This window comes from Dyadobacter sp. HNCC25DJ185, from assembly GCF_056895195.1.
Genome location: NZ_JBXHAR010000004.1, coordinates 615,630 through 639,453, shown reverse-complemented (window position 1 = coordinate 639,453; position 23,824 = coordinate 615,630). Strand labels below are relative to the sequence as shown.

Here is a 23,824-nt window from a genome sequence, read left to right as displayed (position 1 = left end):
ATCACCAAAATCCGACCACATTTTACAAATTAAACGAAGCCTTAATCCATGAAATTACAATTGGTACTCCTGTTCAGCCTGGTTTGCATGGCGGTGATGGGACAAAAAAATGCAGATAAGCAAGAATGGAAACAGCTTTTTAACGGAAAGAACCTGGATGGATGGGATATCAAAATCCGGGGGTATGACCTGAATGATAACTATAATAATACGTTCAGGGTTGAAGATGGAAAGATGGTGGTCCGTTACGATAAATACGATGATTTCAAGCAAAAATATGGTCATATTTTTTACAAAGGAGACTTTTCATATTACCGCATTTCTGTGGAATACCGCTTTGTAGGTGAGCAGGCCCCCAAAGGCGAGGGCTGGGCGTGGCGTAACAGCGGAATCATGGTCCATGGACAGCCCGCCGCGACAATGGGAAAAGACCAGGATTTCCCAGCTTCCATTGAAGTGCAATTGTTAGGCGGGAACGATAAAGTGCGCACGACCTGTAACCTTTGCACACCTGGAACCAATGTGGTAATGGACGGGAAATTAATCACCCAGCATTGTATCAACTCCAAATCCAAAACTTATAACGGGGACCAATGGGTGAAAGCCGAGGTATTGGTACTCGGGGACTCGCTGATTCAACATTACGTGAACGGAGAAATGGTTTTGGAATACAATCAACCACAGCTTGGCGGAGGAAATGTGAGTGGAAATGATCCTTCAATGATGATTGCAGGCAAGCTGCTTGACCACGGCTCCATTTCATTGCAAAGCGAAAGCCATCCTGTGGAATTCAGAAAGGTGGAACTGCTCGATTTGAAAGGCTGCATGGACACCAAAGCGACGAACTATAAATCATACTTTGTGAAGGCAGATAATAGCTTGTGTGTTTATAAGAAGTAGCCGGGCTTAAAAATGGAGAGGGGGCGAAATGCATTTGCGTTTCGCCCCCTCTCCATTTTTAAAAACTACAATCTAACAATCTCCGCACCGATGGCATTCAAACGCGTATCGATATTTTGATAGCCGCGGTCGATCTGTTCTATGTTATCAATAATACTCACGCCACGAGCCGACATGGCTGCGATGAGTAATGCAACACCCGCGCGGATATCAGGTGAGGTCATGCGGATACCGCGAAGTTGCGTTTCGCGGTTATGTCCAATAACGGTAGCGCGATGCGGATCGCAAAGGATGATTTGCGCCCCCATTTCAATGAGTTTATCAACGAAAAATAACCTGCTCTCGAACATTTTCTGGTGTACCAGAACAGTTCCCTGCGCCTGGGTTGCGGTTACCAATATGATACTGAGCAAATCAGGAGTAAAACCCGGCCAGGGTGCATCAGCGACGGAGAGCGTGGACCCGTCGAGGTAGTTTTCGATCCGGTAATGTTCTTGTGCGGGAATGAAAATATCATCCCCGCGAAATTCCATTTTGATGCCAAGTCTTTGAAAAACATCTGGAATAATACCCAATTGGGGTATCTGGCAATCTTTGATGGTGATTTCGGATTGGGTCATGGCGGCCAGACCGATGAAACTGCCGATCTCGATCATATCAGGAAGCATGGTGTGATCGGTGCCCCGCAATTCGCTTACCCCTTCTACGACCAGAAGATTGGAAGCGATTCCGGAAATTTTAGCGCCCATTCTGTTCAGCATCTTGCATAATTGCTGGAGGTATGGTTCGCAGGCGGCATTGTAAATGGTAGTAGTTCCTTCGGCCATCACGGCGGCCATTAACACATTAGCGGTTCCGGTAACCGAAGCTTCATCCAAAAGCATGTAGGTGCCTTTCAGATTAGCTGCATCAACTCTGTAAAAACCTCCGTCTTCTTCATCATAACTGAATGTAGCTCCCAGTTTCTCAAATCCGAGAAAATGGGTGTCAAGTCTCCTCCGGCCAATTTTATCGCCGCCTGGACGAGGTATCCTGCCTTTTCGAAAACGGGCCAGCATGGGCCCAAGCAACATCACAGAGCCGCGAAGTGCGGCGGCCTTTTGCCTGAAAGAATCTGATTCCAGGTAATCCAGATTGATTTCGCTGGCTTCGAACCGGATTGAAGTATCGCTTAAGCGTGTGCGGCGTACACCCAGGTCTCCCAAAAGATTGATCAGCTGATTGACGTCACGGATATTCGGAATGTTATGAATGGTAACAGGCTCTCTGGTAAGAAGCACCGCACAGATAATTTGTAACGCTTCGTTTTTAGCGCCTTGTGGTACGATTTCTCCCTTGAGACGTTTGTCCCCGGTGATTTTAAATGAAGCCATATATGGGTTTTGGGCAATTGACTGGACTGGACAAACCGGGACTACATTCCTCCAGGTTTTTTACGGTTATTGCGGTTATTGCCGTTGTTGTTCCGGCCCGAGAATTTGTTATTGGGCCTGTTACGGTTAGGATTGCCCTGGTTGTTGTTTCCCTGCCGTTCAACATTGTGGCTGGATTGCGCCTTAAAGCCGCCTCCTCCAACGTGATTACCACGGCTGCGTTCCTGGCTACTGTTGTTGTTACGGTCTTTAGGTGCCGCATCCACAGGGCCGTTTTGACGGATATAGTCAATTTCTTCTTTTAATGCGCCTTTGCTCAATTGTTCCAACTGACCCAGTAGTACACTGTCCTCTGGATTATCCTTGTTCCAGGCATTAAAGAAAGAGCGCATCAGTCGGAAAATGTAAGAAACAAACGCCAGCCTGTCTTCCTTATTTTCAGTTTGAACGGCCTTTTCTAATAGCAAGTCGATATTCCGGCCATAGTGACGGTACATCAGGTTTTGCTGGTTATAACCTACTTTAAGCGGTTTTTTGCCCAGTGCTTCTTTGGATGGGGGCGGGAATGGGCTGTCCACGTCCAATTGAAATCCGGAAATAATGTACAGGTCGTCCCACAGTTTATTAGTATAATCCTGATTATCCCTCATGTTGGGATGTATCTGCCGCATGAGCTCAACCAGAATGTGCGCGTAGAGGTTGCGTTTTGCCTTGTCCTCCATCTTTACGATGTGCTCAGCAAGTTTTTGTACGTTACTACCGTATTCTTTCAAGGGGAATGTATTTTATATAATTGACAAAAATAAGAAGTTTTTGCCGAAAGAAAATCTTCACCGAACCCATATTAATGTTCCCTGTAGAGCCTTTTCGACCTCAGAAGCAAGGGGCGGGGCGTTTGCCGGCAACGAAATCCGGTACAAATAGCTTCCTGAAGGTAACGTGCCTGGGTTCCATGTCCGTTCATTCAGCCCCGGATGCAGTTCGAAAGTATCCCGGAAGACTTCCCGGCCGGAAATATCAAACAAGGAAAATCCCACGTGGTCTACAGGAAACGCTCCGTCCAGTTGCATGGTTAGTTTAAAGCGGCTGTCCGATGGGTTAGGCGAAATGCCCGCACGGGTAATTAAATTTTGATCATTCACCCTGAAAGTAATTTGATATACCGGTGCATGGTTTCCAGACAAATCCCGGGCATGGACACTAAGCAGATAAGAACCGTTTTCAAGTTTTGCAGGCAGACCCAGAGACATCACTACATGCCCGGAAGACAGATTTTTAATGGCTGCTTTGTTCAGGTAAATTCTCCGTTCGTGACAGCCGGGACACTGCTGCCTCAGCCAGATGATGATTGAAGAAGTGTCACCTGCTAGCATGTTTTCGTCAAATAAATCAATTTCAATGACAGGCCAGGCAGAAGCTAAGTCATTGTTGACCAGTTGCCTGCCATCCAAAGTTACCAGTAAAACAGGCGGGACATAGTCCGGGACAAACAGCGAGTTTGGGGCATCGGACATGTGTATGGATACTTCGTTGTTCGTCTCATTTTCCTCGGGCAGCTTGTTATCCGGATCAACCGTAAATTTCCAGATTTCCCTGTCATCCGCTTTCGGCTGATTTGGAAAAACAAAAACCAGGGTATCTCCAATAGTCGGCGCAGCTAAGATGGAATCAAGTTGATCCAAAATGGCCGAATCCAGCATTCTCCTGATGCGGAAATGATAATTTTCTCTCCGAAACCTGCCATTATTGAGCAGGTTTAGCCTGACCAGCATGCTGTCGCTGGCTGGGGTCAAGGCTTTTCCGGATTTGTCAAAAAAACCAATTGATGTTGAATCGATCAGATAGTCGGGAAGTCTAGCAGGGAAAATCCGGATCGCCGGGTCGCCATGCAGGTTCATTTGTTGCATCGTCATGCGATCATAAATGTTGGGACCGCGCAGCATATTTCGTTTGATAGCCTCCAGCTGAATGCTGCCAAAGGGCCGACTTGTGAATGAACTATCGGAAATGACTTCGTAAAAAATATCGGTGTAGCGTTTCAGCGAAGTTGATACCCCATTGAAGGTATGTGCCAAAAAGAGCACAGCACCACTCTTAGGAGCGAATACCCAATCGCCGCTAAGCGTTTTATCGGAATAAAATACACTTCCCGAAGCACAGCCATTCACGATAACAGCTGGGTAACGCGGATGGTTGTTGTACATTCTTTTTGGATCGCTGGCATAACCCATGTCTATATCCGTCACATCCAGGCTGGAATGGCCAAATAGTGTCACGAGCGAAACCCCTTCATTGATGGGGATGTCGGCTAAAACCTGTTCCACGGGATCGTCGGTTTCTTTTGATATGGTTTGAATTGAAACCCCCAAAGCGGAACCCGCGATTTTTTGGCCGAAAGACTCCATATAATCTTTAAAGAGCGCTAACTCGTCACGGGACCGTCCTCCACTCAAATGCAGGATATGTTTACGCCACGGTGCGGAAGCAGGTTCGGATTCCATTGCCTTCACTTTGAGCAGATAATCGTAAACATGTTGGGAAGTCAGTGCACTGAGCCGCCCGATCGGCACAATCGGAGTTTGTGAGGAATCCCGGGGATTCACGGTCAACGCAATATCGGATCCCGGCCATCCGGCATTAGGTATCATATCCATTTCCCTTGCATCGGCTTGTTTTCGCGCCTTTTGAGGGTCAACGGACTTGCCGATTAAGAACACAAATTTCAATTTTCCGGAACGATGAAGCCACGAAATCAGGTTCCGGATGCCCTGCGGACCGGGGTCCCCATAGTTGAACTGATCAAAGATCTCTTGTATCTGGAGTACTAATGGTTTGTAGCTGCCACCCAATGCCGAAGAACGATATTCAGCATACGCCTTCACCGCGTCGATGCCGCTAATTGGCAGATGCATCAGCGGATGAGAAATAATAAGATAATCGAAGTTAATTGGATTAATTTCCCTGAAATCGATAAGACGCATGTTTTCGGCATGCAATGTTTTTTTGGGTGATACGACAGCATTGTCCTGAGGATACCTGAACAACCCATAAGAAACCGATATATGCCCGCCTTTGTCGACGGGTACTAATGTAAACGTGAATACTCCGCCTGAACCCATATCGCTTTCTCTTAAAAATGCCTGGATTTTTTTAGTTTGATAATCCCGGAAGTCAGCGGTTAGAAGTTTTCGTTTCAAACTGTCTTTCGGACCAACCCATAATTCAAATGAGTGGTTTCCCGCTGTCCAGCCAGCTAGCAAAAGCTCAATTTCTGCTTTTTTGAATAATGCATGCACCGGATGCTCAGGGGTAAATGTGATTTCAAAGGATTGATTTTCAGGTATCTCCGGTCCGGTCCAACCTTCACCGAAGTCATAGTCGCTGAGAACTGACCCATTTTCAAAATTGCTTCCCGCCGGGTAAAAACGGCCAGGTAAGTAATGGGAATTAAACAGCTTCAGAGATTCTTCGAAATGGTAATGAAGGGTGTCATCTTCTTTTGCATCGGATCGAACCAGTCGCTTTCCCGTGCCGCGATCTGTCCGCCATGTCAAAAAATAAGCGGCGGTGTCAGAGTACAGACTATAATAACGGTGGGGCATTGCGTCTGAGGAAACATACAGCAAGGAATCGGATGTGCCGTCGTTTTTCTCACCGTAAAAGCCAATATAACCCTCCCGGCCAAGGATCTGATCCGACTGGGGTTTTAATTCGATAGGAATCTCCTTTCCACGGCGAAACATTTGGAAGGAGTTTGGGCTTATATCCGCTACCGGAATTTCCAGTAATTCAAGCTCCCTCCCGGTAATTTGGTAAAACCCTGTTTGAGTAACGGGTATTTTAAGATAGGTCTGAGCGGGATTGATCCATTCATTCCCGTCCATTCTTTGGCCAGACAACGGGCCGGAAGTCAAAAGAAGGCAAACAATAAAAGCGTGTGTAAATGTCCTGACCATTGATTGGCAAATAAACCACAAGGTCAGGTTTTCGCTTAATCCTGTTGTTTTCTGACGTATAAGTTCATTGAAAACGCATATACATGTGCGTCATCGGTCCCATGGTACTCAGAACTGACCAATTCCCAATCGTCTTGGTCAATAGCAGGAAAGTAGGCGTCCCCTGTAACTTGTGCGTGAACAATTGTTAAGTAAAGCCTCTGAACGAGCGGGAGCATCTGGCTGAAAATCGATGCGCCGCCCAATACAAATACTACACTTTCTTCAGAAAGTAACGAGAGTGCTGCAGAAATATCTTCTGCGTATTCGGTAAGGGGTTCTTTCGTGTCGGGCAAGTGTGAGGTCACGACGACGTTCCGGTAAGACGAATGCAAGGCATCCGGTGCCTCGAAGCTTTTTCTGCCCATCAGAAAAGGCTTGCCGTTGGTTACATTTCTGAAATGTTTCCATTCGTCGGGCAAGTGCCATGGAAGATGATCTCCAGAGCCGATCACATGGTTCTCGCTCATCGCGGCAATGATATAAAGCTGTGGTATTGATGCCAAAATACAACTGTTTAAAATCCAAAACTTAGCAAGAAACGCAGTTTAAATAAAGTTCTTGCAGATCACCGGGTTATTTTTACCGATTAACCTGTAAAATGACCATTCCTCATAACCGCTGGATCTTTTTAACATGGTACCTTGCATCGCAAAGTACCTGTGTATACCTTTGTACTGTTAGGAATGAAATTCTATCTATTAGCCATGAACTTATTCATTTAATTAACACATGAAACCACATGAATATTGAAAATGCCCAAGTGCAGATGCGGAAGGGAATCCTGGAATTCTGCATTCTGCATATCATATCCAGAGGCGAAGTATACGCTTCCGATATGCTGGATGAATTAACGTCCGCTCACATTATGGTGGTGGAAGGGACGTTATACCCTCTTCTTACAAGATTAAAAAATTCAGGCTGGCTGGACTATAAATGGGTGGAGTCTTCTTCAGGACCTCCAAGGAAATATTATGTTTTGACGGATGAGGGGAAAATATTCCTGGACGCGATGCAGGCAACATGGTTTGAGCTGGCGGAGTCTGTACAAACGGTGATACACCGTACAGAGGAATTGAGCAAAACAGCTGCAACTAATCTTCCGGACCCTAACTGATCATTTAGAGACATTCGATTATTTCAATCATGAAAAAGACAATCAGCATAAATATAGGTGGTATCATCTTTCACATTGAGGAAGACGGGTATGAGAAGCTTAAGGGGTACCTTTCCTCCATCCAAAAGTACTTCTCGTCATTTGCAGACAGCAAGGAAATTGTGTCGGATATTGAAGGAAGGATAGCAGAGCGGTTTTTCAATAAACAAAAGGCAGAAAATAAGCAGGTTATTTCACTCTCCGATGTGGACGAACTGATCGCGGCCATGGGTACAGTAGCCGATTTTGAAGCCATTGAGCAAGCAGAGGACATCCTGGCCGATCCATTGGAAACCACAACAGCAAAAACTTATGCGGCCAAAGAGGAAACAAGTTCGACATTCGGCGAACCGAAAACAGAACCGGTTAAGCCTGGTGCGCCAAAAAAACTTTACCGGGACCTTCGTCGCAAATTATTGGGTGGTGTGGCAGCGGGTTTGGCACATTATTTCACTGTAGACCCGATCTGGGTGCGACTTGCGTTCCTGTTTGCAGTGGTGGGTTTACCAGCCGGCTCTGGCATACTGGACTTGAATATGCAGGATGAATTCGGGCCGTTTTCCGGGTTTATGGTATTGGTTTACATCGCCATGTGGGTAGCATTTCCCGGGTCCGTTACATTGGAAGAAGATGCGAAGATTAAGAAATTTTACCGCGACCCCGACCGTAAAGTGGTAGGTGGCGTGGCGGCTGGTGTGGCCTCGTATTTTGGGGTTGACCTGGGCGTGGTGCGGTTTCTTTGGGTACTTTCTATACTGCTTTTTGGAACGGGCGTCATTATCTATATCGTGCTGTGGATCATCGCCCCGGTTGCCCATACGCTCACCGAAAAAATGGAAATGCAGGGAGAGCCCATTACACTCTCCAATATTGAATCCAACATCAAGCAAAGTCTTAATCTGGACGAAAAAAGCGGCGAGGAGCATGGGTTAACGAAGGTTCTGTTATTCCCCTTTCGCGCAATTGCATTGATCATTGGTGCACTGGGGAAGTTACTTAAAGGTTTGGGACCTGTTATCAGGATATTGATCGGGGCTATCTTAATAGCTATGTCAGTATTGTCGCTACTGGCCCTGGTTATTGCAGGTGGCGTCGCACTGGGTTTAACCAATGCCGCCCAGTTCGACAGCCTGCCGATCCCTTTTCTGATCATTCAGGAGATGCCCGACATATTGATACTCTCCGGAATCCTGGTTGCTTCTATACCGCTTGTCACGTTCCTGCTGTTGGGTTTAACATTGTTGTCTAACAAAAGGATTGTCGGTAGTTCCGTATGGCTTACTATGCTGGGACTGTGGATTGTCGGCATTATCGGAACCACAATAGGCGGGGTTTCTTATCAAAGGAATTTCGCAAAACGCGGAGAAGTGGAACAAACGGACTTTTACGCAATACCTGCCGGAACGCTTACGCTGGATCACGACTATGATTATTCACACGACGAAGAGAATGTGGATATTTCCATTCGTATTGCAGGATATAATCATGCTGACAGTATCAAACTGGAAAAAACATTGTTTGCCAGGGGCCGCAGCCGGGAGGATGCGGAGAAAAATGCCAAAATGCTTGAATATAATATCAGGATAAAGGATTCGACTTTCACGTTTACTGAAGGTCCTGTGCTGGCAGGCCACGGGCCATTTCGCGATCAGAGGATTGATCTGGCGCTGAATATTCCCTACAACAAACCATTCGTGATGACGCGGGATTTTTACTTTTCCCTTAGTCACTGGGACGGTACTTATCCTAACATGTCTAAGTACCATCTGGACAATAACGACGTGCAATGGAACACGCTGAAATGGGAGATCCGCCGCGATTCGGGATTAGTTTGTCTCAATATACCCGCTAAGTTTTTGAAGGACCCTGAGGAAGACAATGGAAACGATGATTCGGGATATTCGTTTGAATATGATGATAACAGCGGTCTCGAACTAGGCGAAAGAGGTAAATATATCAAACAGTTCACAGTCACAAATTTTGATAAAATAGATATTGGCGGCGCATATGTAATTGTGATACGTCAGGGGACCGAGTTTAATGTGGCTGCCGATGCCGAGGAACAGGAATCGATCGACGATATCAAGGTCTTTGTTGAAAATGGGACGCTGAAGGTAAAAAGATCGGAAGAGTTCAATCTATTCAATAATGATTGGAAACGGATCGGGCTGGTGATCACGATGCCGACGATCGAGCGATTGTCATTATCGGGAGCAAACAAAACATTGCTTACAGGCTTCACAGGTCTGTCGAAATTAACTGTTGACGTCTCTGGTGCTTCCAAAACCGAAGTGAATGTGGACGTGGATCAGCTAAGCGTTGGGATTTCGGGCGCTTCCAAAACTACGCTGAAAGGATCGGCTAAATCAGCAAACCTCGATGCGCACGGCGCCTGCAAGCTCGATGCTACCGAAATGAACATTCAGTCGGCAGACGTAGAGGCTTCAGGTGTTTCCAAGATGGATTTGGGACGGATCCCGAACCTGGACCGCCACGCAAGTGGAGCAAGTAAAATCAATGTGCAGCAGTAAGATGTGGAAACGTGCAACTTTTTTGATTTTTCCCGCATCTTTCCCGAAAATCAACTAATCGATATCATGAAAAAGTTAATAACCATCCCTTTTTTAGCCATCATCCTTGTGGCATTGTCTTTGGGTGCAAATGCACAGGATACGCGGAACTTCGCGGTGTCGGGCTTCACCAAGCTTTCTATGGGCAGCGCTTTTAAAATAGAAGTGAAACAGGGAAGCGGTTTCAGCGTCACTGCTTCGGGGCGCCAGGAAGATCTGGAAGATCTGGAATCATCTGTAAAGGGCGGAACGTTGCATCTTGGCTATAAGAACAATGGTTGGAACAGAAACCGTAAAACTGTGACTGTGAATATCACAATGCCTGCATTGGCCGGTGTTGATTTTTCAGGCGCAAGCAAAGCAAACGTCGCCAGTTTTCCAGGTACAAAAAGTTTCGGGATTGACGTTTCAGGAGCTTCTTCGGTAACCATCAATACCAATGCTCCCAAAGTTACTTTTGATCTTTCAGGAGCATCTTCCCTGACTTTGGTTGGTACTGGCGATGTTCTGACGGGCGAAGTAAGCGGGGCGTCTTCTTTCAAAGGCCGTGACTTTTCGGCGAAAACAGCCAATATCGACGCATCGGGAGCCAGCAGTGCAACGGTGGTTGCCAGCGCGACTGTGAATGCAGAAGCGAGCGGCGCGAGCAGTGTCAGATATGCAGGTGGTGCGAAAGACATTCACACCAGTACTTCGGGAGCGAGTTCTGTGAAGAGAGCGGATTGATATTTTGATATTTTTACTACCATAAAAAAGCCCGTATTTGCGGGCTTTTTTGCTACCGGCACTGATAACTGAATGTTGTATTCATACTCTGTCCATCTCCTGCATCCTTCGGGCTCCACGACTCTGGCAGGCCTGCCGCATTGTATTGATAAATAAAAGGGCTGTTGTAATTGACTCCTCCTGCATAACTGGTGAATTTTTCGTTGGTCAAGTTATTCACTCCGCCAGTAGTCTGCACTGTGAAAATGCTCTCCGGAATACCTTTAAATTTCACAGGAATATCAATTTCAGGATTTTTATGATCGTCATATGAGTATTCCTGAAGGTAATTCAATTTCCCATTCAACGTCAATTGAATACTGGTTAAATTACCCTTGGCGTCGAATGTCTTATCATACCGGAAGCTACTGGAGATAATGGCAGTCTGAAGGCCCTTTTCGTTGTATTCATTTCGCGAAATAATCGAGCCGCCAGTATCTTTAAAAATTTCGGTTTCAATAACGCCACCTTTAAAAGTTGTGGTAATCTTGGATGTGCCAGTAGTTGTAAGCGCTGATACAGGATTGCCCTGACTGTCATATGTGTATACTTTGGTTTTACTGCTTTCAGTTACAATGGGCGTTGCATTGTCTCCTTGAATTCGAGTCACAGTTTTGGTTGAAATGGAAGCAATGCGGCCGGATTCATATTTGTAGTCTGAGGTTTCGGTAGTTTCAGTTGTAAAATTCAAAAATGGCTGGCCGTTGTATTGATAAGAGTTGCCGACAGTACCCTCATAGATGTCTTTCCTAACAAAAATCATCTGTGTTAAAAAGCCGTCTGAATTGTACTGAGGAGTATAGTTATCCGTGGTTGAGCGTTTCCACAGCCGCGTTTTGGTAGTGGAAAAAGCTTCGTTACTGTCTGATCTTTTGGCGGAGACTAATTGATTTTGTTCGTTCAGAACGACTTCATTTCCATAGATTATTGATGAACTTGCGCTGATAATAGATGTAGATTTGCCTGCAAATAGACAGGTTTGCTCAGGCGCATGATCATCCTCTTTGCAGGAAATGGAAAATATGAGCAAAGCGGCGAACGCAACCCAATGCAGGGGCTTGCGGGCTGGTATCAATCTTACAATTTGAGTCATGTATCGATCATTCAAAAGGTTGTTTTAGTAACTTAGGATAACTTCTACAATTTGGGATAAATCAGTTTCTTTTACAACTTGCGATTATTCAACGTACGCTGGCGCAAGGAAGCTATGAAAAGTAAATGTACTGTTCTGGTCTTGTTGTTAATTGGGTTATCGCACTTCGGTTTCGGACAGGGAAGATCCAAATTTGGCAATCGGTATGTAAATCCCTTTGGAGTGGTAAGCGGGACGGCTGGCTTTGGCGTGGCTTACTATATGGGCGATCTGAGCGACGGGATCAATATGAAGCACCTGGGACTCGGGCCTTCCATTTCGCTGGGGGGTATGTACCGACTGACGGAGCATGTCAGTGCAAGAGGTGAACTGAGGTTTTATCAGGTGTCCGCAGACCAAAAATATTCCAAGAACTTCCAGAATAACCTTTCCTTCAAAACATTCAACCCAGACATTCACTTGGGTATTCAGGCCGACTTGTTCTCATTTAACCGGCAGGCGCCCATCAATCCTTATCTTTTTGGCGGCGCAGGTTTCACTTTGCTGAATCCCAAAGCCAAAATCGACGGAAAATGGGAAAGCCTGGCACCATTAACGACCGAAGGGATTAAGTATAAGCGCCTTCCATTGGTTTTCACTGCCGGTATTGGAGTTTCATTTAAAACAACCGAGCGTTTAAACCTGGGTATTGAACTTTGCAATAATTTCGTCAATTCCGATTACCTCGACGACGTAAGCACCGTTTATCCCAACCCTGACCAGTTGCCCAATGACCTGGCCAGGAGGCTTTCCGATCGGGCGCCTGAAATCGGGGAACCTGCCCGGCAACCTGGCTTCTACCGAGGAAGCGCCAAAAGCAAAGACAGCTATTTATTTTTACAGGTAAAAGCCAGCTACCTGATCGGCAACCGGATGCAGGCCTTGCAGAGAAAGAAAACCCGCTGCCCCAAATTTTAAGATCTTCAAAACTATATATGTTGAAACCCAAGTTGCCCCATCAATCCGAAGTAACCATGACCGAAATGGTGCTTCCCAATGACACCAATACGTTGAACAATCTGATGGGAGGGAGGCTTTTGCATTGGATGGATATTTGCGCGGCTATTTCTGCCCAGAAACATTCCAATCGGATTGTCGTTACGGCTTCAGTAGATAATGTCTCGTTCACAGAACCCATCAGGCTTGGCAATATTGTTACGATGCGCGCTAAAGTTACCCGCGCTTTCAATTCGTCGATGGAAGTATTTTTGGAAGTTTGGGCCGAAGATATTCCTGCCGGAATCAGGGTAAGTACCAACCGGGCTTTCTACACTTTCGTGGCGGTGGACCAGAATGGGCGCCCCATAGAAGTACCGGGCCTGGAACCTGAAACCGATGAGGAAAAGGAATTATTCCTGAGTGCTTTGCGTCGCCGGCAACTACGATTAGTACTGGCGGGCCGCATGAGTGCTGCCGACGCTACCGAACTAAAAGCGCTTTTTCAGGTGGCATAACTTAATCTGCACGCCATTATTTGGTAATTTCGCGCGATCAACTCTTTTATTACTATGCCCAAGGAAATCATATTCTCAGATAAAGCGCCAGCGCCGATCGGGCCATACAGCCAGGCGGTAAAAGTAAACGGGACCGTCTATGTCTCCGGGCAGATCGCCGCTGATATTTCAAAATCAGGTGACATCAAGGCAGAAACCGGACTGGTCATGCAAAACATCGGTCATATCCTTGGAGCCGCCAGTCTTGGTTTCCAGCATGTTGTGAAAGCCAGTATTTTCCTGCGGGATATGAATGATTTTGCGGCCGTCAATGAGGTTTATGGCAGCTTTTTTACCAAAGAGCCGCCGGCGCGTGAAACCGTACAGGTTGCACGCCTGCCCAAGGATGTGAATGTGGAAATATCGGTCATAGCGGTTGAGTAAAAACGGCAGGAGTACGGATGGATGGATCGGTTTGAATCGGAAATCGCCTAACAATGCAGAACAAACTCAAACAACCCCAACAATAAAAATTAGCTTTTAACATATATGAGTAAAACACCAGTTCGGGTAAGATTTGCCCCCAGCCCAACCGGTCCGCTCCACGCGGGCGGTGTGCGTACTGCTTTGTATAACTATTTGTTTGCACGCCAGCAGGGTGGCCAGATGTTGCTCCGTATCGAAGATACCGACCAAAACCGTTTCGTCCCGGGAGCGGAAGCCTATATATTGGAAGCATTGAAATGGCTGGGAATCGAAATAGACGAAGGCCCGGAACAAGGTGGCCCGCATGCCCCGTACAAGCAGTCGGAAAGAAAGGAGATGTACCGCGAATATGCTGAAAGGCTGATCCGTGAAGGAAAAGCATATTATGCATTTGATACACCGGAGCAATTGGACGATATGCGCAAACGCCTGGAAGCTGCGAAAGTAGCCGCCGCGCAATACAATGCGATAACCCGCATGGAGATGACCAATTCACTTACCTTAACGGCGGAAGAAACAAAGGCACGGCTCGAAAGCGGTGATCCTTACGTAGTCCGGATGAAGATCATGCCGAAAGAGGATATCCGTTTCAATGACCTGATCCGAGGCTGGGTGGTGGTGCATTCTTCACAAATTGACGATAAAGTCCTGCTGAAATCGGATGGTATGCCCACTTACCATTTGGCCAACATCGTGGATGATCACCTGATGGGCATCACACACGTGATTCGCGGGGAAGAATGGCTGCCGTCGGCTCCATTGCATGTTTTGTTATATCGTTACTTGGGTTGGGAAAGTACCATGCCGCAGTTTGCGCATTTGCCTTTGCTGCTCAAACCCGATGGAAACGGAAAGCTTTCCAAGCGTGACGCTGACCTGGGAGGGTTTCCCATTTTTCCATTGCAATGGACTGACCCGATGACCGGCGAAAAAGCCAAAGGCTTCCGTGAAGAAGGCTACCTGCCAGGCGCTACCGCCAATTTCCTTGCTTTGCTCGGATGGAACGCAGGTACTGAGCAGGAGATATTCAGCATGGACGAACTGATCAGATCTTTCAGCTTTGACCGCGTGCACAAGGCTGGCGCGAGATTCGATATTCAGAAAGCCAATTGGTTCAATCAGCAATACCTGAAACAGTTGGCCGATTCCGATATTATGGCTTCTTTAAAGCCTCTTTACCATGAAAGGCTGATCGCGGTATCGGATGAGCAATTGGCCCAGATCGTTCATTTGCTGAAAGACAGGGTCCATTTTGTCAAAGAAATTTTAACCGAGTCGCTGTTTCTGTTCAATGCACCTGAAACGTACGATCAGGATACCGTCATGAAGAAATGGAATGAGGATGCGGTTAACGCTATTTCCGGATTGAAAGATGCATTCGCCGGTTTTGAGGGAGACTTTATCGCCCATGATATCAAGGAGCTGATTTCCGCGACGATGGAATCGCTCGGTATCAAAATGGGTAAGGTCATGCAGGCGCTGCGACTGGCTGTTACCGGTGCAGGCGCAGGGCCGGAACTGATGATCATTATGGAAATCCTTGGCAAAGATGAAGTGATCAAAAGGCTCGAAAATGCACTCAACCGTTTATCAGCCCAAATACGGCTGGCATAGGAATGTTAGAACCGTAAGATCGAATTCTTTTGATGCAAAATTGATCATTGCATATTTTCGTAAATATTGAACAGATGGCTAAGAAGAAACAAAGCGACACCTCTAAACCCGCAGCGGAGAAACCTCGGGTCCACAAAGACCTGGATGGTTTTGACATTCAGATCAACTCTTTCGGCGAGATCACGACCACCTTTGATATGGACCGGATCAATGAGTTTTTGAATAAAAACGTGGACGACAAGAAGCTTCGGGACCGTGAGGATATCCCAGGCCGGAAAACCAGAAAATCGAAGAAAAAGACATCTGAGGAAGAGGAAGAAGAGGAGTAATCTTGCATGTAGTTCCAATTTAACATCCATTTAACCTTTACGAAAAAATGATCTCACACGAAATTGACTACAAAATTATCGGCGACGATATTCAGGTCGTTGAAATTGAGCTTGATCCAAACGAAACTGTGATTGCCGAAGCAGGTGCCATGCTTTTTATGGAAGACGGTATCCAGTTTGAAACCAAAATGGGCGACGGGTCCGAGGCGAACCAGAGCATTATGGGTAAGATTTTCCAGGCAGGGACACGTCTCATCACCGGTGAATCGCTTTTTATGACGCATTTTACCAATCGCGGCGTGGGCAAGAAAAAGGTGGCGTTTTCGGCCCCATATCCTGGAACCGTGATGCCGATCGACCTATCCAAGATCTACGGGAACGAGCTGATCGTTCAGAAAGACGGATTTCTTTGCGCCGCCATGGGTACCAGCATGAAAATCCATTTTAACCAGCGTTTTGGTTCAGGGCTCTTCGGCGGCGAAGGCTTTATTCTCCAAAAACTGAGAGGCGACGGAATGGCGTTTGTACATGCCGGTGGCGTGGTGATGGAAAAACAGCTTAACAATGAAACACTCCGGGTAGATACGGGCTGTGTGGTTGCATTCGAACAATCTTTGAGCTTCGACATTCAAAGATCAGGTGGTTTGAAATCGATGGTTTTTGGCGGGGAGGGAATGTTCCTTGCCACATTGAGAGGAACAGGCCGCTGCTGGATACAATCTATGCCGATTTCAAAACTGATCCAGAGGTTATCCATTGCCGGACCGAATGCTCGGAAAGAGAGCGGCTCTGTAATCGGAGGCCTGGGTAGCTTATTCGAGGATTAATGATTTGAAGCGATATGGTAAAGGCAGGTGCTCAGCGCTTGCCTTTTTCTTTTTTTCCACATCATTTAAAAAGGATGTTTTGCGAGCCGGACTCAGAACCGTTCCAGTTCTTGAAAATGTAAACCCCGGCAGGTAAAGCATACATCGGCCTCACGATGTTGAGCCCAATCACTTCTTTATCCGAAATATAAATGGGATGTTCTTTGCCTGTTACGTCAAAAAGCGAGTATTGAAAAGTTTTATTGGGGTTGGGTTTAAAGTAGAATTGCTGCCGGGTAACAGGATTTGGAAACGCGACCAATTCGTCGGGCCTGCCGTTCTGAAAAACGGTAACCATGGTGGAATATCCAATTGAGCCATTTTGATATTCCATTCTTAATCTGTAAAAAACAGCGTTTTCGCCCAGATTCCGGTCTATGTAGCCATCTACTGAGGATTGGTTACCGGCCGGTTCATAGCCTTGTAAATCTGTGTACTGATAGCCGTTCGTGGTCTTTTCCAGAACGATCCTGCTCAATTGTTTCGCTGGCGCCAGAAGCCAGGAAATGTGGATGTTCGGTCCTAGCAGCCGGGCTGCAATCTGATTGACATACTCGATCTGCTTGTAGCTCTTATCCACAAAGAAAGAATCGGAGACGCTGCCCGGAAGGATTGGATTGAGCGCCGTCAGTCTGATTTTATAGCTCCCTTCACTTAAAGTGTCAGGTAATTGAACCGACACAGGGCTGGTGACACCGGATCCAATGGTACCGACATAAACTCCCGCATGATTCAGCAGTTCTGCGTGTATCGTTACGATGGTCGCGGGTTGACCGGTTATTTCAAAAGGCAGATCGAAGGATGCTCCCGGAAAAAGCCGGGCAGGCGTGGCGCCGGTATGAATGGCGTAACCTGGCCTCACCGGCGTTAATTTTTTAATGATGGAGTCGGATAAAGTGCGGTTCCAGGCAGTTGCAGCCAATGTTAACCCTTGAATACCTCCTGTTACGTTTTCGAAATGGCCGGAAACGGGCCGGGGAATTTGAATGGTATCCAGGTAAGCCCCCTTGAAAACGTTGAAATTCTTTATTTCAGTCAGCCTGTTCTGTGCATTCAGGACAGGAAGATAGGGGTCTTTTACAGCGTTGCTTGCCGAATTGCGGGCCAGCAGCCAGGGGATATTGTAGCCGGTATCCTTTCTGCTGTTCTCAATGAGCGTGCGGATGCCATTGAAATAATCATCTTCCTTGAAACCTAATTGCGCGTCGTTTTCGCCGTGAGACCACAGAATGGCTCTGATCCCCGTCCAGGAGGTGAGGTAGCGCAGCGTGTTTACAATGTTGCTGTAAGGCTGCCGGTTTGGCCAGTATTTGCCGACGTATAAATTGTAGGCGTCTTTTCCGGAAGCAGCGTCGGCATAATTTTCAGAATTTGCCGCTGCCCAGGCCGCATTGAAAAATAGGACAGGTGTTTCCCATCTTTTTGAAAGCATATCCCCTAGTTCTCCCCAATACCAGGACGTTTCCCCATTTGGGAAAATATACCCGTCCTTTTGCATGGGCCCAAATGCCGGTGGGGGCATCGGTCCGTCGGGAGCTACCGTAATGTTCTCATTGTTGAGGGTTTTATTGGTCGTGTTGAATGAGATGACCGAACTGGAAGCATTTTTCGCACCCAAACCTGGCAGCCCCATCGCATTGGAATTACCGGTGACCAGAAAAACCTCCCCAATGCCAATCCTGGGTATCACAACAGAATCGGTAATCCCCACGTTGGTATACCCAATCAATTTGAGTTGGTACCAGCCTGTTCCAGCTTTCAAAGAACCAGTGAGAAACCCTTCATCAACTTGGTTTCCCTCGAATGTAAGTTCCTTTTGCTGATGGGTGTTCCCCTCGATAGGTATGAGAGAAGCTTTGACTTGGGAATAAGGAAAATAGGCATATGCGGTTATTGGCAGGATCGCAAATCCTGCGCTATCACGCTGCATTACCTGGTTGTCTACTGGCGACGTGATCGACAGTTGTGCGAACAGATGAGAAGTGCCGAGGCAAAGAAATGAAATGGTAAATATCCAATGCAACATGTTCCAGCTCTTTTTGACCAACTTGACAGCCTTTTTAGTTCAACGAAATGGATCTGGAAAACAGGCGTTTGGAACAATTAAATAAAAAAGCCGGCCAGTTAGCAATGCTACAGGCCGGCTTTTCAAAATTCATCACCAAATTTTAGTTGTAACCTGGATTCTGAGGGGTTAGGCCAGGGTTATTTTTCATTTCCTGGACACCAAGCGGGAACAGCAGGTGTTTTTCCTGAAGAGGAACACCGGCGCCGACGTTTAGGTTAAGGTGGCCAACGAAGTTGTCAAATCCTTTTGTTTTTTCGTTGAACACTTTCCGAAGACGTACCATATCAAACCAGGTGATGCCTTCGTAGCAGAATTCGTACCAGCGCTCACGCCAAATCGCCTCGCGCAAAGTAGCCTGCGTGAAAGTAGTTTGTGCCGGTGTGGTCAACTGCGCACGGTCACGAATTCTCTTATAGGCATCGTACACTTCCGCATTAGGTCCGCCCAGTTCGTTCTGCGCTTCTGCATAAATAAGCAGTACCTCGGCAAAACGGATCAGGTTCACGTTCAGGTTGTTGTTGCGGGTCGGTGTAATGCCTGGCCCGCCCAAGGCAGTCTGGTTGAAATGTTTGAAAACATAGGGCGCGCCCAGGTCAAATTTTGCACCATTTCCGTTGGTATAATAAGTGGTGTAAAACCAGCCTTCCTGATCTTTCTTGCGCAAGTCTGTATCATCAAAAGAATTGTAGAAAGAAAGTGTCGGGATTGTACTTCCCGTTCCGCCGGGACCCGAGTAGGTCACAGCCTTGAAATTAGGAAAGTAGTCGTTCAACGGGAATGCCGCAACTGCCACATTGTATTGGATCTGCAATAAATGCTCCAAACGGTTTTTTAGTGCTTCCGTGTGGATTTCCTTGTAAGTCGGGAAAAGGTTCACGGTAGTTGGATTGGCCTTGGAGTAAGTGATTACTTCAAAAGCTTTGTCAGCCGCAAGCTTGTAGTGACTGGCACCTTTGCTCAGCGGGAATCCGGCCATGGTCAGATATACTTTTGACAACAATGCTTTGGTTGCCATTTGAGTTGCACGACCGGTAGTTTCGAAAACCGGCAATCCTGCCGCTTCTGCTGCCTGCAGATCTTCTACGATCAGTTTGTAAACTTCTTCCTGCGGGGCTCTTTTTGCAAAGAAGTCTTCCGATGTCGCTGTTTGTGGTTTGGTCACCAATGGAACATCTCCCCAAAGCCTTACCGCATAAAAATAAGCCCATGCTCTCAGAAACCGTGCTTCACCTATCAGCTTCACTTTCTGTGCTTCCGTTGCCGGCGCCAGGAATGGGATCGTCGGGATCTTTTCAATTGCCAGGTTAGCATTCGCAATCATACGGTAAAGCCCGTTCCACCAGTTCACGATGTGCCCGGTGTTACCGTCGTAAGTGAGCGAATACAAGTTGTTCAAATCCGAGTTCTGACCGGTTTCAGTAGTAGCAGTACCTGTCACCGCTTCGAGCAATTGCCAGTTGGCGGAGAAAATACCTGCACCGTCACCGTAGAAACGCATACCCGCATAAGTGGCAGCTACTGCCGCTTCGGCGTGGTCAGGGATCGTATAGTAGCTTTCCGGGGTCAGGTTCGAGGGATCTTGCTCGTCCAGGAAGTCGGAGCAACTGGTAGGGCCTAGTAAAATAGCGCTACACAGGATTGCCGTACCTATATTTCTTAATTTATTTAGCTTCATATGATGTATCTTTTTTCAATAAAAATTAAATCTCCTGTTCTTAGAATGCGATCTGCAGGCCTGCCATGAAAGTGGTTGGTTTTGGATAACCATGCCAGATCATACCTTGGGAAAAGACGTTATCCGCATCGCCGCCGCGGATTGGCGTTGCCTCCGGGTCGCCCAGTTTGTAAGGAGAAAGCAGGAAGAAGTTTTGAGCAGAAACATACAATCTCAGTTTGCTCAACTTGATTTTGCTGATCAGGTCTGAATTGAAATTGTAACCGAGCAAAAGGTTTCTTCCGCGCAGGAAGGAACCGTCGAAAATCCAGTGCGTATCTACGTTGGTTACGTAACCTGCGCGGGTTTCACGGATCTCAGCGATGGGTGTATTCTGGTTTTGAGGTGTCCATGCATTCAAAACAGTTCTGTAGCTGTTCGCGATAGAAACGCGGTCTTCACTTGCGTGCAGGTTCATATCCATTACGTCGTTTCCATAAGAGAACTGCATATCGAATGTCAGGTCAAAACTTCCGTAACGAACTGTGTTGGATAATGTTCCCCATCCTTTTGGACTACCGTTGCCGATGATGGTACGGTCGGCATCCGTGATGGCACCGTCGCCGTTGAAATCTTTATACTTGATATCGCCCGGCAGCATGGTCAGGTTATTACGGTAGCTGGTGAATTTCGCAGCCTGGTCTCTTTCAGCTTCGCTCCATGTTCCCAGACGGGTCAGTCCCCAGAATGCACCCGCAGGTTCGCCGATACGGATCACGCTGGTCTGGTTGGTAATACCAGGACCGCCCACGCCGAAGATATCGGACGGCGTTGCCAGAGATAACACCTTGCTTCTATTGAACGAGATGTTGAAGGTCGTGTTCCAGGTGAAGTCTCCTCTTTCGATGTTGGTTGTATTCAATGCTAGTTCAACCCCTTTGTTTTCCATTGAGCCAACGTTCTTCCTGATCACAGCATAACCGCTGGTACGTGGTACCGGCGCATCCAAAAGCATGTCGGTGGTCTTTCTGTAATAGTAGTCGGCTTCCAGCGAGATCCTTCCTTTCAGGATGCTGATTTCCACACCCGCATCAGTTTGCGCTGTTTTTTCCCATTTCAGATCAGGGTTTGCAAGCCTGTTGATACCTGTACCATTTACGCGGGTATCACTGTAAATGGTAGAATAGTTGGCGCTCAGCAAGGACAATGACGAATACGGAGGAATTTCCGAGTTACCCGTCAAACCGTAGCTGGTACGTACTTTCAGGTTGGAGATAAACGATTGCGACTTCAGGAACTCCTCGTCCGAAACTTTCCATGCCAACGCAGCCGAGGGGAAGAATGCAAACTTGTGGTTCTCACCGAATTTTGAAGAACCATCCGCGCGTCCTGTGAATGTCAGGAGGTATTTATCTTTCAGGGTATAGTTCAAGCGACCGAAGTACGAGTTAAACGCAAACCGGGAAGCGCCCGAAGCCACGCTTGGCAACGTAGCACCGGCTCCGAGGTTGTTGAATGAAAAATAGTCGGTAGAGAAGTTACGAACGCTTGCGCCAGTTGTTGCAATGTTCGTTTCCTGCCACGAAATACCCGCCAAAGCAGTCAGCGCGTGAATGCCGCCGAAAGTTTTGTTGTAGGTCAGGTAGTTTTCAAATGACCAAAAGGTCTCTTTACGGTTGGATTTGCCCGCCGTACCGAATTCGCTGATCGACAGTGTACGTGTCGAAGACTCGTTGATTTCCTGGCTAAGAACATTCACACCCAGTACCGAGCGGAATTCCAGTCCCTGCGCCAGGGTAAGGTTCGCATAAAGGCTACCTAATGTAGTTTGCGTGTTCTGGTTGTATTTGCGGTCCATCAAACGGTGTACTGAGCTCATGGTACCCTCGGCCTGCGGATAGTCGCGGTTGTTGGCATAGGTTCCGTCAGGATATTTGACAGGCAGGAACGGGAAGTCTTCCACCATCTGGCGTGGAACGGCATCGTTAATGTCCACGAGGTTTTCGGCCTGGTTGTTATAGCTCAAAGTACCGCCAATGCGCATCCATTTTTTCACCTGGTCGTCGATCGTCAAACGTGTTGAGTAACGCTTCATGAATGAAGTTTTGAGCAGGCCCTGGTCGTCACGGTAGTTGAGGGACAAGGAGTAAGTGGTTTTGTTGTTACCACCGCTGAAACCAAGCTGGTGGTTTTGGCCCACTTTGTGCTGAATGGATTCATCCCACCAGTTGGTATCGTAGTTGGGGATGAAGTTACCCGAAGCGTCAACTGAAAATACGTCGGGGTGATTCGCGTTCAAAGCCGCGCGGCGAACCTTCGGATCTTGCGGCGCGTACTTGCCGGAAGCCCATCCCGCAGGGTCATATTTCTTGATATTGGCGTAAGCCAGATCTTCTACGGCCAGGTACTCTTTTGCGTTCAGCGTCTCAGCTCTTTGTGGTCCGGTAAAGGGTACGCTCAGGTCGAGGCTGTACGTGATCACGCTTTCACCTGCTTTTCCTTTTTTGGTGGTGATCAGAATAACACCATTGGCACCTCTCGCACCATAAATAGCGGTCGACGATGCATCTTTCAAAACCTCCACAGAAACGATATCATTGGGGTTGATGTAGTCGATCGCCTGACTTTGCTGGTTCTGGTTTCCTTGGGGAAGCATAACACCATCTACCACATATAGCGGGTTATTGGAAGAGTTGATGGAGCTGAAACCGCGGATACGGATGTTGGCCCGTCCACCCGGACGTCCCGAGTTCACGTTTACCTGTACACCCGAGATTTTACCCTGCAGGGCCTGGTTCAGCGAAGGCGACGGACGTTCTTTCAATTGGTCTTCTTTGACAGAACCAACAGAACCTGTCAGATCGGATTTCTTGGAAGTACCGTAGCCGATAACCACTACTTCACTCAATGCTTTGGAGTCTGAAACCAGTGCCAGGTCGAGCGTCGTGCGGTTGCCTACTTCCACTTCCTGGCCTACATAGCCTACAAAACTGAAAACCAACGTAGCGCCGCTTTCGGGAACGGAGAGGCTGTAATTTCCTGACCCATCGGTAGTTGTACCCACACTGGTCCCTTTCACAACCACGTTTACGCCTGGAAGGCCGTCGCCGTTTTCTTTGTCTGTTACTTTTCCTTTTAATGTTTTATCCACCCTGAGAACGGTGGCTTCGAAGTCGGCTTTATTACTGGCGACTGCCACAAAGGAGCACGAAAGTGCGGGCAGGAGTAATAGGGAATTTCGGATGCCCCGGAAACGGGACAACCATTGATTGGTATCGGTATTTTTCATTTAAGTCGGTTAGTAGTAGTAAAAACGTTTCATAGTAGCAGGGCGCTACTTGGTCGGGAATTCTTGGGAGTTATTCTTTAATCATAGGCGGCTGTTTTGAGGTTAAAAAGTGTCAGGTGAGAGGGTGTAAAAAGTTATATGTATTATTTATTTAATTATATTTTTTATTGCTCATGATTTTAACATTGCGCGTC

The 23,824-nt window shown here is 47.2% G+C and carries 18 protein-coding genes; 10 read left to right on the top strand and 8 right to left on the bottom strand.

What is annotated here, in order from left to right; all coding sequences use genetic code 11:
- The first annotated feature begins 48 nt into the window (after nucleotides 1-48).
- A complete protein-coding gene (locus AC1XUF_RS14555; RefSeq protein WP_483342526.1) occupies nucleotides 49-900 on the top strand; it encodes a 3-keto-disaccharide hydrolase in 852 nt (283 codons plus the stop codon).
- Nucleotides 901-965: 65 nt separating this feature from the next.
- On the opposite strand, the gene murA is transcribed toward AC1XUF_RS14555, so the two are convergent.
- The 4 genes from murA to AC1XUF_RS14535 are packed head-to-tail and all read right to left on the bottom strand — an operon-like array spanning nucleotide 966 to nucleotide 6,774.
- Complete coding sequence (gene murA, locus AC1XUF_RS14550) at nucleotides 966-2,273, bottom strand: UDP-N-acetylglucosamine 1-carboxyvinyltransferase (protein WP_483342525.1); 1,308 nt, start codon at nucleotides 2,271-2,273, stop codon at nucleotides 966-968.
- Nucleotides 2,274-2,314: 41 nt separating this feature from the next.
- Nucleotides 2,315-3,046, bottom strand: coding sequence for a DUF4290 domain-containing protein (locus AC1XUF_RS14545; RefSeq protein ID WP_483342524.1), 732 nt, complete (start codon nucleotides 3,044-3,046; stop codon nucleotides 2,315-2,317).
- A 57-nt stretch (nucleotides 3,047-3,103) separates the two neighbouring features.
- On the bottom strand, nucleotides 3,104-6,229 hold the full coding sequence (gene porU2 / locus AC1XUF_RS14540; RefSeq protein ID WP_483342523.1) for a putative type IX secretion system sortase PorU2: 3,126 nt from the start codon (nucleotides 6,227-6,229) through the stop codon (nucleotides 3,104-3,106).
- Nucleotides 6,230-6,264: 35 nt separating this feature from the next.
- Nucleotides 6,265-6,774 (bottom strand): dihydrofolate reductase, encoded by a 510-nt coding sequence (locus AC1XUF_RS14535; protein WP_483342522.1) that lies wholly within the window; start codon nucleotides 6,772-6,774, stop codon nucleotides 6,265-6,267.
- Between the two features lie 236 nt (nucleotides 6,775-7,010).
- Here AC1XUF_RS14535 and AC1XUF_RS14530 point away from each other — a divergent pair, with 236 nt between their 5' ends.
- The 3 genes from AC1XUF_RS14530 to AC1XUF_RS14520 all read left to right on the top strand — a co-directional run bounded on the left by AC1XUF_RS14530 (nucleotide 7,011) and on the right by AC1XUF_RS14520 (nucleotide 10,720).
- On the top strand, nucleotides 7,011-7,385 hold the full coding sequence (locus tag AC1XUF_RS14530) for a PadR family transcriptional regulator (RefSeq protein ID WP_483342521.1): 375 nt from the start codon (nucleotides 7,011-7,013) through the stop codon (nucleotides 7,383-7,385).
- Between the two features lie 29 nt (nucleotides 7,386-7,414).
- The gene (locus AC1XUF_RS14525) at nucleotides 7,415-9,955 is read left to right on the top strand and encodes a PspC domain-containing protein (protein ID WP_483342520.1); all 2,541 of its coding nucleotides are present in this window, start codon (nucleotides 7,415-7,417) and stop codon (nucleotides 9,953-9,955) included.
- Between the two features lie 66 nt (nucleotides 9,956-10,021).
- Nucleotides 10,022-10,720, top strand: a complete 699-nt coding sequence (locus AC1XUF_RS14520) for a head GIN domain-containing protein (protein WP_483342519.1) — start codon at nucleotides 10,022-10,024, stop codon at nucleotides 10,718-10,720.
- Nucleotides 10,721-10,772: 52 nt separating this feature from the next.
- On the opposite strand, the gene AC1XUF_RS14515 is transcribed toward AC1XUF_RS14520, so the two are convergent.
- Nucleotides 10,773-11,852, bottom strand: coding sequence for a hypothetical protein (locus AC1XUF_RS14515; RefSeq protein ID WP_483342518.1), 1,080 nt, complete (start codon nucleotides 11,850-11,852; stop codon nucleotides 10,773-10,775).
- 114 nt (nucleotides 11,853-11,966) lie between these two features.
- On the opposite strand from AC1XUF_RS14515, the gene AC1XUF_RS14510 reads away from it, so the two are divergent.
- The 6 genes from AC1XUF_RS14510 (at nucleotide 11,967) to AC1XUF_RS14485 (ending at nucleotide 16,580) form a co-directional block, all read left to right on the top strand.
- On the top strand, nucleotides 11,967-12,809 hold the full coding sequence (locus AC1XUF_RS14510; protein ID WP_483342517.1) for an outer membrane beta-barrel protein: 843 nt from the start codon (nucleotides 11,967-11,969) through the stop codon (nucleotides 12,807-12,809).
- A gap of 17 nt (nucleotides 12,810-12,826) precedes the next feature.
- On the top strand, nucleotides 12,827-13,345 hold the full coding sequence (locus AC1XUF_RS14505; protein WP_483342516.1) for an acyl-CoA thioesterase: 519 nt from the start codon (nucleotides 12,827-12,829) through the stop codon (nucleotides 13,343-13,345).
- A 54-nt stretch (nucleotides 13,346-13,399) separates the two neighbouring features.
- Nucleotides 13,400-13,768: a Rid family detoxifying hydrolase gene (locus AC1XUF_RS14500; protein WP_483342515.1), complete on the top strand. Its 369-nt coding sequence runs from the start codon at nucleotides 13,400-13,402 to the stop codon at nucleotides 13,766-13,768.
- Between the two features lie 105 nt (nucleotides 13,769-13,873).
- Nucleotides 13,874-15,424 (top strand): glutamate--tRNA ligase, encoded by a 1,551-nt coding sequence (gltX, locus tag AC1XUF_RS14495; protein ID WP_483342514.1) that lies wholly within the window; start codon nucleotides 13,874-13,876, stop codon nucleotides 15,422-15,424.
- Between the two features lie 74 nt (nucleotides 15,425-15,498).
- Nucleotides 15,499-15,753, top strand: coding sequence for a hypothetical protein (locus tag AC1XUF_RS14490; RefSeq protein ID WP_483342513.1), 255 nt, complete (start codon nucleotides 15,499-15,501; stop codon nucleotides 15,751-15,753).
- 47 nt (nucleotides 15,754-15,800) lie between these two features.
- Nucleotides 15,801-16,580, top strand: coding sequence for a TIGR00266 family protein (locus AC1XUF_RS14485; protein WP_483342512.1), 780 nt, complete (start codon nucleotides 15,801-15,803; stop codon nucleotides 16,578-16,580).
- Nucleotides 16,581-16,641: 61 nt separating this feature from the next.
- On the opposite strand, the gene AC1XUF_RS14480 is transcribed toward AC1XUF_RS14485, so the two are convergent.
- The 3 genes from AC1XUF_RS14480 to AC1XUF_RS14470 all read right to left on the bottom strand — a co-directional run bounded on the left by AC1XUF_RS14480 (nucleotide 16,642) and on the right by AC1XUF_RS14470 (nucleotide 23,630).
- Nucleotides 16,642-18,645 carry a sialate O-acetylesterase gene (locus AC1XUF_RS14480; RefSeq protein ID WP_483342511.1) on the bottom strand — a complete coding sequence of 668 codons (2,004 nt, stop codon included), beginning with the start codon at nucleotides 18,643-18,645 and terminating at the stop codon, nucleotides 16,642-16,644.
- Between the two features lie 142 nt (nucleotides 18,646-18,787).
- The gene (locus AC1XUF_RS14475; protein ID WP_483342510.1) at nucleotides 18,788-20,362 is read right to left on the bottom strand and encodes a RagB/SusD family nutrient uptake outer membrane protein; all 1,575 of its coding nucleotides are present in this window, start codon (nucleotides 20,360-20,362) and stop codon (nucleotides 18,788-18,790) included.
- A gap of 40 nt (nucleotides 20,363-20,402) precedes the next feature.
- Entirely contained in the window at nucleotides 20,403-23,630 is a 3,228-nt protein-coding gene (locus tag AC1XUF_RS14470; RefSeq protein WP_483342509.1) for a SusC/RagA family TonB-linked outer membrane protein, read from the bottom strand.
- Nucleotides 23,631-23,824: the final 194 nt, after the last annotated feature.

Excerpts from the sequence above, each read along its gene's own strand:
- AC1XUF_RS14555 (WP_483342526.1), top strand. The coding sequence starts at position 49 with ATGAAATTACAATTGGTACTCCTGTTCAGCCTGGTTTGCATGGCGGTG.
- murA (WP_483342525.1), bottom strand. The coding sequence starts at position 2,273 with ATGGCTTCATTTAAAATCACCGGGGACAAACGTCTCAAGGGAGAAATC.
- porU2 (WP_483342523.1), bottom strand. The coding sequence starts at position 6,229 with ATGGTCAGGACATTTACACACGCTTTTATTGTTTGCCTTCTTTTGACT.
- AC1XUF_RS14530 (WP_483342521.1), top strand. The coding sequence starts at position 7,011 with ATGAATATTGAAAATGCCCAAGTGCAGATGCGGAAGGGAATCCTGGAA.
- AC1XUF_RS14525 (WP_483342520.1), top strand. The coding sequence starts at position 7,415 with ATGAAAAAGACAATCAGCATAAATATAGGTGGTATCATCTTTCACATT.
- AC1XUF_RS14520 (WP_483342519.1), top strand. The coding sequence starts at position 10,022 with ATGAAAAAGTTAATAACCATCCCTTTTTTAGCCATCATCCTTGTGGCA.
- AC1XUF_RS14515 (WP_483342518.1), bottom strand. The coding sequence starts at position 11,852 with ATGACTCAAATTGTAAGATTGATACCAGCCCGCAAGCCCCTGCATTGG.
- AC1XUF_RS14510 (WP_483342517.1), top strand. The coding sequence starts at position 11,967 with ATGAAAAGTAAATGTACTGTTCTGGTCTTGTTGTTAATTGGGTTATCG.
- AC1XUF_RS14505 (WP_483342516.1), top strand. The coding sequence starts at position 12,827 with ATGTTGAAACCCAAGTTGCCCCATCAATCCGAAGTAACCATGACCGAA.
- AC1XUF_RS14500 (WP_483342515.1), top strand. The coding sequence starts at position 13,400 with ATGCCCAAGGAAATCATATTCTCAGATAAAGCGCCAGCGCCGATCGGG.
- gltX (WP_483342514.1), top strand. The coding sequence starts at position 13,874 with ATGAGTAAAACACCAGTTCGGGTAAGATTTGCCCCCAGCCCAACCGGT.
- AC1XUF_RS14490 (WP_483342513.1), top strand. The coding sequence starts at position 15,499 with ATGGCTAAGAAGAAACAAAGCGACACCTCTAAACCCGCAGCGGAGAAA.
- AC1XUF_RS14485 (WP_483342512.1), top strand. The coding sequence starts at position 15,801 with ATGATCTCACACGAAATTGACTACAAAATTATCGGCGACGATATTCAG.
- AC1XUF_RS14480 (WP_483342511.1), bottom strand. The coding sequence starts at position 18,645 with ATGTTGCATTGGATATTTACCATTTCATTTCTTTGCCTCGGCACTTCT.
- AC1XUF_RS14475 (WP_483342510.1), bottom strand. The coding sequence starts at position 20,362 with ATGAAGCTAAATAAATTAAGAAATATAGGTACGGCAATCCTGTGTAGC.
- AC1XUF_RS14470 (WP_483342509.1), bottom strand. The coding sequence starts at position 23,630 with ATGAAAAATACCGATACCAATCAATGGTTGTCCCGTTTCCGGGGCATC.